The organism is Nonomuraea sp. NPDC048901, from assembly GCF_040649695.1.
In the GTDB taxonomy this organism is placed as follows: Bacteria; Actinomycetota; Actinomycetes; order Streptosporangiales; family Streptosporangiaceae; genus Nonomuraea.
The window spans coordinates 191017-206207 of sequence record NZ_JBEZFW010000008.1; the positions used below are offsets into that span (position 1 = coordinate 191017).

At 70.0% G+C, this 15191-nt stretch carries 14 protein-coding genes; 7 read left to right on the forward strand and 7 right to left on the reverse strand.

Annotated features, from left to right (window positions below):
• Positions 1 to 16: 16 nt before the first annotated feature.
• Positions 17 to 1246, reverse strand: coding sequence for a serine hydrolase domain-containing protein (locus AB0C30_RS28280; RefSeq protein WP_357949975.1), 1230 nt, complete (start codon positions 1244 to 1246; stop codon positions 17 to 19).
• A gap of 135 nt (positions 1247 to 1381) precedes the next feature.
• Positions 1382 to 2530 carry an FAD-dependent monooxygenase gene (locus AB0C30_RS28285; protein ID WP_357949978.1) on the reverse strand — a complete coding sequence of 383 codons (1149 nt, stop codon included), beginning with the start codon at positions 2528 to 2530 and terminating at the stop codon, positions 1382 to 1384.
• A 119-nt stretch (positions 2531 to 2649) separates the two neighbouring features.
• Here AB0C30_RS28285 and AB0C30_RS28290 point away from each other — a divergent pair, with 119 nt between their 5' ends.
• Positions 2650 to 3639, forward strand: coding sequence for a LysR family transcriptional regulator (locus AB0C30_RS28290; RefSeq protein WP_357949981.1), 990 nt, complete (start codon positions 2650 to 2652; stop codon positions 3637 to 3639).
• A gap of 426 nt (positions 3640 to 4065) precedes the next feature.
• On the opposite strand, the gene AB0C30_RS28295 is transcribed toward AB0C30_RS28290, so the two are convergent.
• Together AB0C30_RS28295 and AB0C30_RS28300 are read right to left on the reverse strand one after the other, a co-directional pair.
• On the reverse strand, positions 4066 to 5226 hold the full coding sequence (locus AB0C30_RS28295) for a methyltransferase domain-containing protein (RefSeq protein WP_357949983.1): 1161 nt from the start codon (positions 5224 to 5226) through the stop codon (positions 4066 to 4068).
• A complete protein-coding gene (locus tag AB0C30_RS28300) occupies positions 5223 to 5363 on the reverse strand; it encodes a hypothetical protein (RefSeq protein ID WP_357949986.1) in 141 nt (46 codons plus the stop codon). Before AB0C30_RS28300 ends, AB0C30_RS28295 begins: the two co-directional genes overlap by 4 nt.
• Positions 5364 to 5565: 202 nt before the next feature.
• Between AB0C30_RS28300 and AB0C30_RS28305 the strand changes: the two genes are divergently transcribed.
• Entirely contained in the window at positions 5566 to 6096 is a 531-nt protein-coding gene (locus AB0C30_RS28305) for a hypothetical protein (protein WP_357949989.1), read from the forward strand.
• On the opposite strand, the gene AB0C30_RS28310 is transcribed toward AB0C30_RS28305, so the two are convergent.
• On the reverse strand, positions 6086 to 7702 hold the full coding sequence (locus tag AB0C30_RS28310) for a hypothetical protein (protein ID WP_357949991.1): 1617 nt from the start codon (positions 7700 to 7702) through the stop codon (positions 6086 to 6088). The two genes, AB0C30_RS28305 and AB0C30_RS28310, sit on opposite strands and share 11 nt — an antisense overlap.
• Positions 7703 to 7967: 265 nt before the next feature.
• Between AB0C30_RS28310 and AB0C30_RS28315 the strand changes: the two genes are divergently transcribed.
• The 5 genes from AB0C30_RS28315 to AB0C30_RS28335 are packed head-to-tail and all read left to right on the forward strand — an operon-like array spanning position 7968 to position 11880.
• The gene (locus AB0C30_RS28315; RefSeq protein WP_357949993.1) at positions 7968 to 9026 is read left to right on the forward strand and encodes an ATP-binding cassette domain-containing protein; all 1059 of its coding nucleotides are present in this window, start codon (positions 7968 to 7970) and stop codon (positions 9024 to 9026) included.
• Positions 9019 to 9723, forward strand: a complete 705-nt coding sequence (locus AB0C30_RS28320; RefSeq protein WP_357949996.1) for an ABC transporter permease — start codon at positions 9019 to 9021, stop codon at positions 9721 to 9723. Before AB0C30_RS28315 ends, AB0C30_RS28320 begins: the two co-directional genes overlap by 8 nt.
• Complete coding sequence (locus AB0C30_RS28325) at positions 9720 to 10391, forward strand: ABC transporter permease subunit (RefSeq protein WP_357949999.1); 672 nt, start codon at positions 9720 to 9722, stop codon at positions 10389 to 10391. Before AB0C30_RS28320 ends, AB0C30_RS28325 begins: the two co-directional genes overlap by 4 nt.
• 36 nt (positions 10392 to 10427) lie before the next feature.
• Positions 10428 to 11354 (forward strand): ABC transporter substrate-binding protein, encoded by a 927-nt coding sequence (locus AB0C30_RS28330; RefSeq protein WP_357950002.1) that lies wholly within the window; start codon positions 10428 to 10430, stop codon positions 11352 to 11354.
• Positions 11355 to 11394: 40 nt separating this feature from the next.
• Positions 11395 to 11880 carry a flavin reductase family protein gene (locus tag AB0C30_RS28335; protein ID WP_357950005.1) on the forward strand — a complete coding sequence of 162 codons (486 nt, stop codon included), beginning with the start codon at positions 11395 to 11397 and terminating at the stop codon, positions 11878 to 11880.
• Positions 11881 to 11914: 34 nt separating this feature from the next.
• Here the strand turns inward: AB0C30_RS28335 and sppA are convergent, their stop codons facing one another.
• Both sppA and AB0C30_RS28345 read right to left on the reverse strand, forming a co-directional pair.
• Positions 11915 to 13612: a signal peptide peptidase SppA gene (gene sppA, locus AB0C30_RS28340; protein WP_357950008.1), complete on the reverse strand. Its 1698-nt coding sequence runs from the start codon at positions 13610 to 13612 to the stop codon at positions 11915 to 11917.
• Between the two features lie 82 nt (positions 13613 to 13694).
• Complete coding sequence (locus AB0C30_RS28345) at positions 13695 to 15092, reverse strand: S8 family serine peptidase (protein ID WP_357950010.1); 1398 nt, start codon at positions 15090 to 15092, stop codon at positions 13695 to 13697.
• Positions 15093 to 15191 lie beyond the last annotated feature (99 nt).

Below are 15191 nucleotides of genomic sequence, written 5' to 3' on the forward strand. Positions count from 1 at the left end.
ACACTCACTCCTTGCATCAGTCTTCGAGAGCCTGGTAGACGGTGGTCCAGAAGTCGCTCATCAGGTGGGCGGGGTTGGGCACGCTGTAGCCGAGCTGGCAGAGCAGGATGCCGGTGAGCTGGTTGGCTGGGTCGGCGTAGGCGGAGGTGCCGCTGCCGCCGTCCCAGCCGAACTGGCCGATCGGGGCGTAGTCGCCGCGGTAGGTGCGCACCGCCATGCCCAGGCCCCAGCCGCCCTGCTGGCCCTGGCCGAAGGAGATGTGCACGGCGTTGCGGGCCAGCGCAGTACGGGCGGCGTTCTGCTCCGGGGTGAGCCGGTTGGTGGTCATCAGCCCCACCGCCGGCCGCGACAGGATCCGCCGGCCCTCGTGAACCCCACCGTTGAGCAGCATCCGGAAGTAGGCGTGGTAGTCGTCGGCGGTGGAGACCAGGCCGCCACCGCCGCCCTGGAACGCCGGGGGCTTGCTCCACCTGCCGCCCTCGGGTTCGTCCCACGCGAGGAATTCGCCCGTGGCGGGGTCGGGGGCGTACAGGGTGGGCAGCCGGTCGATCTGGTCGGCGGGCACGTGGAAGCCGGTGTCCTTCATGCCCAGGGGCTCGAAGATGCGCTCGCGCAGGAAGTCCTCGAAGCTCTGGCCGGTCACCCGGGACACCAGCACGCCGACCAGGTCGCTGCTGATCTGGTACTGCCACTGCTCGCCGGGCTGGTGCATCAGGGGCAGCTCGCCCAGGCGGCGCATCCACTCGTCCTGCTCCGGAACCTCGGTCGGCAGGTTCGGGGTCAGCCCCCGCTCGAAGATGGCGTTCAGGATCGGGGTGCCCAGCGCGGTCATGTCCATGCCCAGGCCGAAGGTGGAGGTCAGCACGTCGCGGACGGTGACCGGGCGGCGGGCCGGCACGATGGCGTCGAGCTCGGCGTCGATGCTCTTGAGAACCTGCCGGCCGGCCAGCTCGGGCAGCCACGGGTCGACCACGTCGTCCAGCCGCAGCCGGCACTCGTCCAGCAGCACCATCGCCGCCGCGATCGAGACCGGCTTGGAGGTGGAGGCCATCCGGAAGATCGTGTCGCGGCGCATCGGCGCGCCGCCGTCGTGCCGCATCGTGCCCAGCGTCTCCACGTGGGTCTGGCCGCCGCGGCTGACCAGGGCCACCAGGCCGGGGATCTTCCCCGAGTCGACATGCCGTGCCAGCACCTCACGCAGCCTGCGCAGCCCCTGCTCAGAGAAGCCGTTTCCGCCGATTGCCATGATCCTTATCTCCTTGGCGTCATGATTGGTCCGCCGGTTCCGTTGCGATCCGGCGTTCGTGCATTCACCCTCGCGAATGGGCCCGACATCGGGCCGTCGCCGCCCTGACGCCGCCGCTGACACGGCAGCGCCAGGTCAGCGGGCGGCCCGGCCGGGTGAAGGCCGCTCCGCGGCGAAGCCGGGAACGTAGTCCTTGAGCCGTATCAGGTACGGGCGGGCCGCCGTCGTGCGATCGAGCCCCTCCTGCGGAGGCGTGCCCAGGAAGAACTGGTCGGCGCCTTCGCGCCCCAGGTGCTGGTGCTCGGCGACGAAGCCGCGCATCTCCCGCTCGTAGGCGGCGAACGCCCGCGCATGGCCGCCGTCGGCGGCCAGCTCGCCGGCCAGGATGTAGGCGCCGATCAACGCCTGGGAGGCGCCGCGACCCGAGGCCGACGCCGCGCAGTAACCGGCGTCCCCGAGCAGCACCACCCGGCCCGAGAACCAGCGGTGCATCTCCACCTGGGCGTTCGCCTCGAAGAAGAGGTCCTTCGCCCCCCGCATCTCCTCCAGCAGGCGCCGGACCAGCCGGCCTTCGTCGGCGAACCGCCCGGCCACGATGCGCTTGTGCTGCCCGGCGTCATCGCGGTCGTAGGCCAGCGGCCCGGAGGCGAAGTGCAGCGCCGCCCGGGCTCGGGTGCCGTCGCGGGTGCCGAGCACCGCGGCCGCCTTGCCCGGTACGCGGTGGACCCGGCCGCCTTCTTCGGTGCCGAAATGGCCGGGCAGGCCGAAGACCGCCGTGTAGAGGCCCAGGTGCCGGACAAAGAGCTCGGGCGGCCCGAAAACCAGCGAGCGGATCCGCGAATACAGCCCGTCAGCGCCGGCCACCAGGTCGAAGCGCCGCGGCTGGCCCCGGTCGAAGGTGACCCGCACGTCGCCGACCGTCTGCTCCAGTGTGGCGATCGAGTCGCCGAAGACATACTCGACCTCCCGGCGGGTGGCCTGGTACAGCAGGCCGGCCAGGTCGTCCCTGAGGATCTCCAGGTCGCCCGCACGGACCGCCACGGGCAGCGCGGCGTACTCGTCCGCCATCGCCGTATCACCCAGCCGCAGGTCCAGCGCTTCGGCCCGCTCCAGCAGGGCCATCCGGTCCAGCACGTCCAGCGCCTCGCCGCGCAGGCCCGCCGCATACCCGCCCGCGCGCACCCGCGGGGCGCGCTCCACCACGGTCGGGGTGAACCCGTGGTGGCGCAGCCAGTACGCCAGTGCAGCCCCGGCGACGCCGGCACCGCAAACCAGGACGTCCATCCACGTGCTCCCTCGACTAGGCGAATCGTACGCATCGAGGATCAAGTACGGTGAACACCCGAAACAACGACGAACCCCGAAAGATCACCTTCAGCGGGAGTGAACGGAGCAGGTCAGGCGTGGAACTGCGGGACATCGAGATCTTCCTGATCCTGGCCGAGGAACTGCACTTCGGCCGCACCGCCACCCGGCTGTGCCTGTCACCCGCTCGCGTCACCCAGGCGATCCAGAAGCAGGAACGGCAGGTCGGCGCTCCGCTGTTCGAGCGCAACAACCGCACGGTCCGACTGACACACGTCGGACGGCAGCTCCGGGACGACCTCCGGCCGCTGTATGCCGGGCTGAAGGACAGCATGGAGCGCGCCCAGCTCGCCGGCCAGGGCATCACCGGCATCCTGCGGGTCGGCATGCTCCCGCTCAACGCCCACGACCTGCGCCCCTACTGGGACGTCTTCCGCCTGCGCCACCCGCTGTGGAAGCTGCGCGTCCACAAAGCACAGGTGGGCGAAGCCTTTCCCGCGCTGCGGCGCGGAGACATCGACGTCCTGGTGAGCTGGCTCCCCGTCGACGAACCCGACCTCACCGTGGGGCCGGTCGTGTTCGCCGAGCAGCGCGTGCTGGCCGTCGCCACCGACCACCAGCTCGCCTCGCGCGCGTCGGTCTCGCTGGAGATGGTCTCCGACTTCCAGCACCCGCACGCCGACACCGGGCCCGGCTACTGGTACGACGCCTACGCCCCGCGCCTCACCCGGCGGGGCCGTCAGATCGAGCGCGGTCCCGTGGTGCGGGACGCGGAAGAGGCCATGACCCTCGCCAGCATGGACGGGCTTGTCGTGCTCTTCCCCGCCCACGTCACCCGCTACTGGGTACGGCCGGACATCGCCTACCTGCCGGTCACCGATATGGAGCCGCTGCCGTACGCGCTGGTGTGGCGGAGCGAGGCTGAGAGCGAGCCCATCCAGGCCCTGGCCGGGGTCATCCGCGATCTGGGCCCTCTTCCGTCGGCCCCTGCCCTTGAAGGCCTGGACGCCGCCGCCCGCAAGGGCAACCACGGCGGGCGTCCCGCCGTCATCACCGACAACATGCTCCACACCGGGCAGTCCACCTGAGGTGTCCGCACCCTGTTGCGCGCTTGCGTAACCTGCCGGGCAGCGAGTCCGAGATCGGGTTGCAGCCCTCCCTCATGTACTCAGCTTTCCCCCGCACGGCATCGACGCCGTTCTGGCTGTGGATCTCGATGCGTTGGTTGCCGCGCGCTGGCCTGAGGTGCCCTTCCCCTGGATCCCTGCCGATGCCGAACGCTTGGAAGAGTAGGACTGGCCGGTCTTGTTGCGGCAAGCGCGGAGTCCAGAGCCTGAGGGTTCTGCAGGAGCGCCGGGATCCCCGGGACCGCCAGGACGGCCAGGCGACGATGGCGAGCAGGGACAGCCCGGACCCGCTGCCTGCCCGGCAAGGACGGCTCACTTGGCTCTCTCCGGTATGAGCAGCCCCCCGTCACCTCCCACGCGGGAGGTGACGGGGGCCTTTTCGCATGCTCAGGCGCTGCTCAACACCACCTCCGGAGCGTCGAGCCATACCCGCTGTCCCTCCGGTGTGACCGTCACGCCGAAGCGCTCCCAGTGCGGCTCGCCCAAGGCAACCCACTGGGCGTACGCCTGAATGACCTCATCCCACAGCGGCCGGTCGCCTACCTGCTGGACGCCGTAGTCGAGATCGTCCGGCCGCCACGTGGCCGCTGCCCACGAGCGAGGATCGTCCGGGTCGGAGACCCACATCCGGGCATACTCGCCCGTGTCGTCGGCCCCCGTGGTGGTGTGCGACAGGCACCCGGTCAGCGCCGCTATGGCCAGGTCCGCGCCCGCGCCCATCTGACTGAGCGCTCGTGGATCGAGCGCCATCCGATAGTGCCGCCGCTCCTGACCCGGCAGTTGATTCATGCTCGGGCGGGGACGTTGCGACCGCAGCATCATGTAACCGGCGTACCCGACCACCCGCCCGACGGCGGTCCCGTCGTCCCGCACCTCCAGGCGTAGCGCGTGGCTGGTGCCGTAGCCGGGATGCCACGGCAGCACGATCATGCCGCCGGGCCGTGTCTGCTCGATCCACGGGTACGGGATCGTCCTGATTCCGCAGGTGACGTGTACGCGGTCGTACGGCTCCCCATCCGTGCAGCCGAGCGCGCCGTCACCGACGAGCAGCCGCGGATGGAACCCCGACTCGTTCAGGTTCTTCGCCGCCTGCTCGGCCACCTGGGGATCCACCTCGATGGAGGTCACCTCCCCCTGATCTCCGACGAGATGGGACAGCAGCGCCGCCGTCCATCCGGTGCCCGTCCCCACTTCGAGGACACGGTGACCGGGCTCCACCCGCAGGTGGTTGAGCAGGTCGGCCACCGTGGACGGCGCGGACGCCGACGAGGTGGAATCTCCCCGCAGCGCGCTCAGGTCGGTGGCGCCGTCGTCGAGCTGCGTGACGATGATGCTGCGCGAGTAGACGGCATCCCACCAGGCGCCAGGGTCGGCCTGCTGGTCGATCAGGTACGGCTCTCCCTCCTCGACGACCAGTCCGACCGACGGAATGAACAGGTGACGGGGCACGTTCCGCACCGCCTCCTTGATGGAGTCGCTGATGTCGCCGGCTTCCTCGGGATCGCACGCGGCGATCAGCCGGTCCATTCGCTCGGGGGTGACGTTCACTTCTTTCCCTTGCCCTTGGCGTGGCCGCCCTTGGGCTCTTGGTGCTGGTCGTTGGTGCTGCTGCCGGGAGACTTGCCGTGCTTCTCGGCGTCGAACTCTTCGTCCTTCGGGCTGTTGGGGTCTTCGCGACGGCCCATGCTGGCCTTCCTTCCTCCTTGTGGCAATGGGGTGAGCCACGGTCTTGTGGCCCCGGGCTCTGCGCAGACGGTGGCCTGCCGCATGGCCAGGGCAGTCTCATGCGCTCGACATGCCAATGCGGGTAGGTGTTACGCAGCGTCGAGAGCTGCCGATCGGTCCAGTCCGTCACGGCCATCGCCTGAGCTACGATCACCTGCAGCGTTGAGTGGAAAACAGTGGAAACCCGATAGGGCGCGCGGAGGCAGCAGCTCGTACGGTGCCGCGCTGATCGACTACACCCGCTGCAAGGCCCTGGCCATGGTCGGGCGACACGATGAAGCACGCGCGACGTTGGAGCGGATCAGCGAGCGTCTGAGCACCGGTCATCTGCCGGCCAGCATCATGGCTGACTACTGGCGGTTGGGGCAGCTCCCGTACGCTCGGGTATGGGTGTACAGCGCGGCAGGCGACATGGCGAAGGCCAGTGAGGCACGGGACCAGGTCGTCAGAGACAACCCCGATTACCAGTACCCCGCTATCGCGCGCCTGCTGACCGCGCAATGCACAGTGGTCAACGGCGGGGTTGACGAGGGCCTGCAGGTGGCTGCTGAGGTTGTGGATAGCCTGCCGGCCATCCACCGGACGACGCTGGTCGAACAGGCCGGGCGGATGGTGTTGTCGGCGGTGCCGGTGGAGCAGCGGGAGCGGCCGGCAGTGAGTGATCTGCGGTCAGTGCTGGCAGCTAGCCGATGATGAGCGGGACCGCGAAGAAGACGATCATCGCGATGGCGACGCAGACCAGGAACCCGACCAGTTCCCACGCCCAGTCGTGGTGTCGGTCCTTGCCGGGACGTACCCGGGCTCGCGGTACGTCTGGGACGTCCGGGAGGTCCTCGGGTAGGTCGTCCACGATGGGCAGGTCGTCCACGGTCGGTGGGAACGGCAGCGGGGCCGGCAGCCGGTAGATGGGCTCCCTGGCGGCGGTCCTGGGGACGAAGAAGGAGCCCGGCTCCCTGGCCTCGCCCTTGTGTACGAGGATGTCGCCGATGGCGGGCAGTTCCTGGGTGATCGGCTCGTCGTCCAGCACGTCCGCCGGAATGGACGCCGAGAGAGTGAACGGACGTTTCGGCAGGGGCTCCTCGGTCGGCTGAGCAGGCGCGGGCTTCTCGGAAGCGGGCTGCGGTAAGCGGAACAACCCATCACGCACCGGTCGCGAGCCGGAGAGGGCGTCGTCGGACGGTCGCCTGCCGAAGAGCGCGTCCCCAGATGACCGCGTGTCGGAGAGCAGGTCCCCGGGCAGTCGCGTGCTGGGTGACCGAGGCGTGAAGAAGCGCTGTCCCTCAGGAGCCAGGCCCTCAGGAGCCAGGCCCTCAGGAGTCGGACCCTTGGGAGCCAGACCCGCGGGCGCGGGGCCCTCGAGAGCGGAGCCGGGTCCGAACGGGTCGCGGAGTTTGGGCATCGGTGCCGTGGGTGCCTCGTGCTCCGGCACTCGGGACGGCGACGGCGGGGTCAGCAGTTCCGTCGGGAAGATCCCGGTGCTGGTCGCCGCGTCCGCCACAGCCAACGGCTGCGGCCACGTGGGCGGGCCCGGCCAGAGCGGCTTGACGAACATCGGCGCCGCCGTACGACCGGGCGGGATCTGCGGAGCGAAGTGCGAGTGGAGAGACGCGGGCGGCGGCGGCCAGGGCAGCCGTCCCAGTACGTCGCGCAGTGGCGCCACGCCGAGCGCCCCGTAGACGTCGGCCACCGGCTTGGACACGCGGGTTTCTGTGCAGGCCAGGGTGGTGTCGAGCGCCTGCCGGTAGCGGTGCGTGGCGCTGGTGGCCAGCTCGTCCGCCGTGTCGGGCGCTACGTCGAGCACCCAGGCCAGCTCGGCGCGGTCCAGCCCGCACACCTCGCACAGCACGAGCACCTCGCGCTGGTGCGGGCGCAGCTCCCGCAGGACCCGCTCCACCAGCGCGGACGCCGGGTCGATCAGCGGGTCGACCACCGGCGGCGCGTAGACGACATCGCGGCGCTGGATCTCCCGGCGGGCGAACGCGAACAGGGCGGCGCGGGCAGGCGGCGCCGCCTGCCCGCCGACGCGGACGGACGCCGAGGCGGCGAGTGCGGAACCGCGGGCGGACGCTGAGGTGGTGGCCCCGGAACCGCGGGCGGACGCTGAGGTGGTGGCCCCAGAACCGCGCGCGGACGCCCAGGCGTCGGCGGCGGAGCCGAGCACGGACACCAGGGCGTCGGCTGCGGAACCGTGGTCTCCGAGCTGGTCAGCGCAGTACGCGAACAGCCCGGCGGCGTAACGGTCGTAGAGCTCCGCGATCAGTTCCGCCCGGGAGGGGTGATCGGTGAGCAAGTCTGTCACGGGGCCGGATCCTCTTGCTGAAATACGGACGCTTGAGGTGGGGGGTGCGGCGTCTGAGTGTGTGGTGTTAATCATGCCAACTTACCCAGGTGCAGCGCACTATCAGAACGGCATTTCGCATGAAACTTGCAGCTTGCTGAAGCGTTTCACAGAGGCCCGAGGGGACAGAGTGAGCTGGATCGCCGTAGTCTGGTCGTCCTAAGAGATCATGCGGCGGCCGTAGCAGGGGGGCTGCGGCCCCCGCCACGAACGCGAGAGGTCGCGCGTGATCACATTTGACGACGTCACCAAACGCTATCCGGACGGCACGGTCGCAGTCGATCACCTGAGCCTTGAGGCGCCGACGGGTGAGATCACCGTGTTCGTCGGCCCCTCCGGTTGCGGGAAGACGACGTCCCTCCGAATGATCAACCGGATGATCGACGCCTCAGAGGGGCGGATCCTCCTTGACGGTGAGCCCGTGCAGGGCATCGATCCGCCGACGTTGCGGCGCGGCATCGGCTATGTCATCCAGCAGGCCGGGCTCTTTCCGCACCGGAAGATCGTAGACAACATCGCCACCGTCCCTTATTTGCTCGGCTGGGACCGCAAGAAGGCCCGTGACCGCGCCATGGAGCTGCTCGAACGCGTGGGACTCGACTCGGCCATGGGCGAGCGTTACCCGTTCCAGCTGTCCGGCGGGCAGCAGCAGCGGGTCGGTGTGGCCAGGGCGCTCGCGGCGGACCCGCCGGTGCTGCTCATGGACGAGCCGTTCAGCGCGGTCGACCCGATCGTCCGCACCAGCCTGCAGGAAGAGCTGCTCAGGCTGCAGGCGGAGCTGAACAAGACCATCGTCTTCGTCACCCACGACATCGACGAGGCCATCAAGCTCGGCGACCGGGTGGCCGTCCTGCGGGTGGGCGGCAAGCTGGCGCAGCTGGCCGACCCCAAGACGCTGCTGTCGGAGCCCGCCGACGACTTCGTCCGCGAGTTCCTCGGTCATGACCGGGGCATCAGGCGCCTGCAGTTCATCTCGACGGAGGGCCTGCGCCTGCGCGACGACCTGACCGTGCCCGAGGGCTTCGAGGGGCCCACGGACGAGCCGTGGCTGCTCGTCGTCACCGGGGACGACCGGCCGGTCGGCTGGATCTCGCGCGAGCGGCCCACCGAGCTGGAGCCGTACGGGACGTTCGTGCTCGGCCGCGACTCGATGCGCTCGGCCCTCGACGCGGCGCTGCTGTCGCCGTCGGGCTGCGCGGTGGCCGTCGACGGGGACGGCAAGGTCGTCGGCGCCGCCACCCGGGAGGCGCTCGACGAGGCACTGGCGGAGGCGGCCGATGGCTGACGGACCGCCCTCCACGTGGGCGATTGCTGACGGACCGCCCTCCATATGGGAGTGGATCGCGCGCAACTGGGACACCGGCCGGGTCGACAGCATCAAGAACCTGCTCGGCGACCACCTGATCATGTCGCTCGTGCCGATCGTCGTCGCGCTGATCGTGGCGCTGCCGCTGGGGCTGGCCAGCGTGCGCTGGCGCTGGCTCTACCAGCCGACCACGGGCGTGTTCAACGTCATCTACGCGCTGCCGTCGTTGCCGGTCTTCATGCTGCTCATCCAGTTCACCGGCCTGTCGAAGACGACCGTGATCGTGCCGCTGACCTTCTACGCCTGCGCCGTGCTCATCCCGTCGGTCGTCGACGGGCTCGGCGCGGTTCCTGAGCACGTACGGCAGTCGGCCGTCGCGATGGGGTTCACGCCGCTGCGCCGCCTGGTGCAGGTGGAGCTGCCGATCGCCACCCCCGTCGTGATCGCCGGGCTCCGGGTGGTCGCCGTCTCCAGCATCAGCCTTGTGAGCGTCGGCGCGCTGATCGGGCAGGGCGGTCTGGGCATGCTGTTCACCAGGGCCTACCAGAACCCGTTCGTGCCGCCCGCGCTCGTCGGTATCGTGCTGATCGTGCTGCTGGCCCTCATCGCCGACGGCCTTCTGGTGCTCGCCCAACGGCTGCTCACGCCCTGGGTCCGGGCTAGGAGGTCCGCGTGAACTGGCTGCTGGAGTTCTTCGGCAAGGCCGACAACTGGTCGGGCCCGGCGGGCATCCCCGCGCGGCTGCTCGAACACCTGGAGTTCTCGGTCATGGCGCTGGCCCTGGCCGTGCTGATCGCGATCCCGCTCGGCCTGCTCATCGGGCACACCGGCAAGGGCGGAATCGGCGTGGTGGTCACGGCCAACCTGGCCAGGGCGCTGCCGACGCTGGGGCTGCTGGTGCTGTTCGTGCTGCTGCTCGGCACCGCGTCCATCCTGCCGGTGATCATTCCGCTGGTGCTCCTGGCCATACCGCCGATCCTGGTCAACACCTTCGAGGGCATCAGGGGCGTGGACCCGGAGCTGCGTGACGCCGCCTACGGGATGGGCCTGCGGAGCGGGCAGGTGCTCGGGCGGGTGCTGGTGCCCGTGGCGCTGCCACTGATCCTCCTGGGGCTCCGGCTGTCGGCCATCCAGGTGGTCGCCACCACCACGATCGCGGCCTACACCGGATTGGGCGGGCTGGGGCGATTCGTCATCGATGGCTTCTCGACTCAGGATTACGCCAGCGTCGTCGGGGGTTCAGTACTGATTGTGTTGTTCGCGCTCGTCGTGCAGGTGCTGTTCACCCTCGTTCGGAGGGTGACGGTCTCCCCAGGGGTGAGCCAGCGGGTCAAGGTCCGCTAATCTCTCCAATACCTGCCGCTAAGGAAGGAAATAACGATGAAACGCATGTTCGGCACCGCGGCGGTGCTGCTGACGGCATCGCTCGCGTTGGCCGCTTGTGGGGGTGGCGGCAGTGGTGGAGGCAACCCGCTCAACACCACGAGCGCGGCGCCCAGCGGCTCGGCCTCCGCGGGCGGCGGCAAGGTCATCATCGGCTCCGCCAACTTCGATGAGAACACCCTGCTGGCCTCGATCTACGCCCAGGCGCTCCAGTCCAAGGGCGTGCAGGTGGAGGAGAAGCCCAACATCGGCACCCGCGAGGTCATCTACGACCAGGTCAAGAGCGGCGGCCTGACCGTCGTGCCCGAGTACAACGGCAACTTGCTGGCCTTCGTCGACAAGGAGACCAAGGCGAAGACCACTGACGAGGTCAACGCCGGGCTCAAGGAGAAGCTGCCGCCCGAGCTCGAGGTCCTCGACTCCTCTCCCGCCGAGGACAAGGACACCCTGACGATCAGCAAGGACACGCAGGCCAAGCAGTCGCTCAACACCATGGACGACCTGGCCAAGGTGTCCAAGACCATGGTCATCGGGGCTCCGGCCGAGTTCAAGAAGCGCTGGGAGGCGGAGCTCAAGTCGGTCTACGGGATCGAGTTCAAGGACTGGAAGGCCACGGGCGCCACGACCGCCGACGCCATCAAGGACGGCACGGTCCAGGTAGGCAACGTGTTCAGCACCGACCCGAAGATCGCCGCCAACAACCTCGTCTCGCTCCAGGACACGAAGAACCTCTTCGCCGCCCAGAACGTGACGCCGCTGGTCAACAAGGCGGCCGTGAACGACACGGTCAAGACCACGCTCAACGCGATCTCGGCCAAGCTCACCACGCAGTCGCTGCTCGACATGATGCAGAAGATCGCCGTCAACAAGGACGAGCCCGCCACGGTGGCCAAGGAATGGCTGACCTCCAACGGTCTCGGCTGACCCGCCCGGCGAGGGTCCCCGCACTCCGGGGGCTCTCGTCGTGAGCGAGTTCACCGAGGCGATGGCGCAGCTCGCGGCGGGCGTGGCGGTGGTCACCGTACGCGACGGCCGCGACGACCTGGGCACCACCGTCTCGGCGCTGATGTCGGTCTCGCTGGAGCCGCCGCTGATCCTGGTGAGCCTGGGCAGCGGCGGCTACCTCTGCGAGGTGCTGCTGCGCCAGGACCGCTGGGCGGCCTCGCTCCTGTCCGCGGGGCAGGCCGCTATCGCGAGCCGCTTCGCCACCGCCGGGCGGCCCAGCGCCCGCCACCTGGTGGCGGGCATCGCGCACCACCGCGGCACCCTCTCGGACGCGCTCGTCGTCGAGGGCGGCGTCGCGGCCCTGGAGGCGGAGACCACCCAGGTGGTCCCCGCCGGGGATCACACGCTGTTCATCGCGCGGGTGCTCGCGGTGCCGTATGTCACGCCCTCGCTCCAGCCGCTGGTCCGGCTCCGCGCCCGCTACCGCCCGATGGGCGGCTCCTGACGAAAGAGCCCACCGGACATCACGTACGGCGGTCTCAGCGAATCGTGTACCAGCTCGGGAGGGTCAGCGGCCCGGCGGCCGGGAGGCCCAGCTCGGCGGAGAGCCGGGCGAGCGGCCCCCAGGCTTCCAGGCGGACGCGGGCCAGCGCGGCGGCCTTGTCCTCGCTCGACTCCGGGCCCAGCAGCCGCTCCAGCGGGTTGAGCCGCGGATAGACCCGCACGGGCGCCTCCGCGCCCAGGCCCGCGCGCTTCCTGGCCATGCCGAGCGCGTCCTCGAGGCCGCCCAGCTCGTCGACCAGGCCACAGGACCGGGCGTCGGCGCCGGTCCAGACGCGGCCGCGGGCCAGCTCATGGGCGCGCTCCCGGGTCAGGCCGCGACCCTCGGCGACCTTGCCCACGAAGTCATCGTAGATACGGTCGAGCCAGGCGTTGACCCGCTCCCACTGCTCGGGGGAGAAGGCACGCGTCGCGGAGAACATGCCCGCGTTGGCGCCCCCGGCCACCAGCTCGGAGTTGACGCCGACCTTCTCCAGCAGCTCCCGCATCACCGGCTTGCCGGCGAACACGCCGATGGAGCCGGTCAGCGTGCCGGGCTGGGCGACGATCACGTCGGCGGCCATCGAGACGAAGTAACCGCCGGACGCGGCCACGTCGCCCATCGACACGATCACCGGCTTGACCTTGCGGGCCAGCACGACCTCACGCCAGACCGTGTCCGAGGCGACGTACGAGCCGCCGGGGCTGTCCACCCGGAACACGATCGCCTTGACGTGCTCGTCGCGCCGGGCGGCCCGCAGCGCGGCGCTCACCGTGTCGGAGCCCATCGCGCCGCCGCCGCCGAGCGGGCTGCGTCCGCTGCGGCCGGACCTGATCTGCCCGTTGCCGTGGACCAGCGCGATGCCGTCGGCCGTCGGATGCGGCAGCTTGCGTACGGCCGCGGCCTTGGCGTAGCGGGAGACGTACTGCAGGTGCGGCTCACCACCCGCGGCCCGTTTGACCTCGTCGTACACCTCGTCGCGGTAGGCCAGCCCGTCGACCAGGCCGGCCTCCAGCGCCTCGGCGCCGATGAAGGGCCCCTGGTCGATCAGCTCGCGCACCTTGGCCGGGTCGAGCCGGCGGCCCTCGGCGATGCCCGCGCCGACCTGCTCGATGACCGACTCGACGATGCGGGTCATCGACTCGCGGTGCGGCTCGGTCATGTGGTCCTGGGTGAACATGTTGGCCGCGGTCTTGTACTCGTGCCGCTGGCCGACCTCGTAGTCGACGCCCAGCTTGGCCAGCGTGCCCTTGACGAACCGCTGCTCCAGCGCCACGCCCGTCAGCCCCACGTCGCCGCTCGGCTGCAGGTAGATCCGCTCGAACGCGGTGGCCAGGTAGTAGGGCACGGTGGCGTTGCCGAACTCGCCGAACGTCTCGGCGAAGGCGACCGTCAGCTTGCCCGAGTCCCGGAACTGGGTGACCGCCTGGCGCAGCTCCTGCACCATCGCCAGACCGAGCGGGTTGCCGCCCATCTTCACGATCAGTGCCTTGACCCGGGAGTCCTGCCTGGCCCGCTTGAGGCCCGAGAGCACATCGGCCAGCCGCGTCTTGCGCATGGACAGCACAGCGGAGAGCGGGTCCGCCGGTGGCCCTTCGGTGAGCCCTTCGGTCAGATCGAGCTCGAGTACCAGCGGGGCGGTGCGCCGCTGGCGAAACCTGTCAACGGTATCCAAGATCGCCTTGCCTGCGTCCATAAAAGCCACCCTAAGCGGCAGGAGTCGGTCATGGGTTGACCAAACTCCTGCCGAGGGCCGGACGGCAGGCCGGGGCGAGGGTTTAGAGAGCGGACCGGGCCGGGAGGATCGCCCTGGCCAGGTTGATCCGTTCGGTGCTCACCTCGGTGAATTCGCTGCTGTAGGAGATGTCCATGCCGGTGTTCTGCAGCTTCGCCATGACCTGGGCGACGCTAAGGCCGGGAAAGGCCTGCTTCATCACCGCGAACCCGCCGGTCACGTGCGGCGCGGCCATCGAGGTGCCGCTCAGCTCCGCGAAGGTGCCACCGGGCACCGACGAGTTGATCTTGACGCCGGGCGCGAACACGTCCAGCATCGCGCCGCGGTTGGAGAACGAGGCGATCTGGTCACTGTCGTCCGTGGCGCCCACCGCGATGGCGCTGGAGACGCAGGCCGGAGAGGCGACGCCGTCGTTGCCGGAGTTGCCCGCCGCGATCACGGGCGCCACACCGAGCGCCCGCAGGGCGTCGAACTGCGCCTTGTGCGCGCCGGCCCGCGGGTCGTTGTCGCACGGCTCGGTCCACATGCGGCCGCCGCCGAGGCTCATGTTCACCGCGGCGATGTGCCGCGCCTTGGCCGCCTTCGCGACGTACTCCAGCGCGAGCTTCTGGTCGGAGGTGTAGCTCAGGAAGCACGGGGTCGCGGGGGCTCCCGCCGCGCCGCAGGCCGTGGCGCTGTTGATGCGAGTGAAGACCTGGATGGGCAGGATGGCCGCGGCCGGGGCCACGCCGTTGGACGGAGCGCCCCGCACCATCGCGCCCGCCGCTATGCCCGCCACGTGCGAGCCGTGGCGGCACTGGTTGACGCCGTTCGCGATGCACAGCGGGGTCTCGGCGTTCGCCGCGCCGAGGCCGGTCTGGCTGGGCTGCCCGTTGGGGCAGAGCGAGACGGCCTCGACGCTCGGGTTCGCGGAGGAGAAGCAGGCTTCGTCCGTGATCCGGCCGGCGAAGAACGGATGGTCCTCGTCGATGCCGGTGTCGAGGATGGCGACCGTGGCGCCCTTGCCGGTCCAGCCGGCCGCGTTGGCCCGGTCGGAGCCGATCACCTTGGTGCTGACGTCCAGGAGTTTGGAGTTGTCGTCCATGAAGGCCGAGCTCAGCTCGTCCTGGTAGACGGATTTGACGCGGAGGTCGTCCCTGAGCGCGTCCAGGCACGCGTCGTCGAGTTCGGCCACGAAGAAGTTCGGCGACTTCGCCGTCTCGACGATCCGCGCGGCCGCGGAGGCCGCCATGATGTCCCTGGCGACGGCCTCGCCGTCCTGGCCAGGATGGAGCTCGACGATCGAGCGGACGCGCTGCGTCCTCTGCATCTCAGCGATGAGCGCCGGGCTGATGAGCGGGCCGCCGGCGCGGCTGTCCGCGCTGCCGGCCGGGGCCGCGACGAGCGCGGCCGAGACCGTGGCGAGCGCGACCATGCCGGTCAGCAGCGGTCGTAGCTTCACTGGTTCCTCCGTGGTGGGGAAAGGCATACTGCCTGCACAGTCCCCACCCGCGAGAAGGGTGATGTCGCTGTTTCCCAAGTGACGCATCTACGCCAGAGA

Coding starts and splice junctions, on each gene's coding strand:
- AB0C30_RS28280 (WP_357949975.1), bottom strand. CDS start 1,246: ATGGCAATCGGCGGAAACGGCTTCTCTGAGCAGGGGCTGCGCAGGCTG.
- AB0C30_RS28285 (WP_357949978.1), bottom strand. CDS start 2,530: ATGGACGTCCTGGTTTGCGGTGCCGGCGTCGCCGGGGCTGCACTGGCG.
- AB0C30_RS28300 (WP_357949986.1), bottom strand. CDS start 5,363: ATGGGCCGTCGCGAAGACCCCAACAGCCCGAAGGACGAAGAGTTCGAC.
- AB0C30_RS28320 (WP_357949996.1), top strand. CDS start 9,019: ATGGCTGACGGACCGCCCTCCACGTGGGCGATTGCTGACGGACCGCCC.
- AB0C30_RS28330 (WP_357950002.1), top strand. CDS start 10,428: ATGAAACGCATGTTCGGCACCGCGGCGGTGCTGCTGACGGCATCGCTC.
- sppA (WP_357950008.1), bottom strand. CDS start 13,612: ATGGACGCAGGCAAGGCGATCTTGGATACCGTTGACAGGTTTCGCCAG.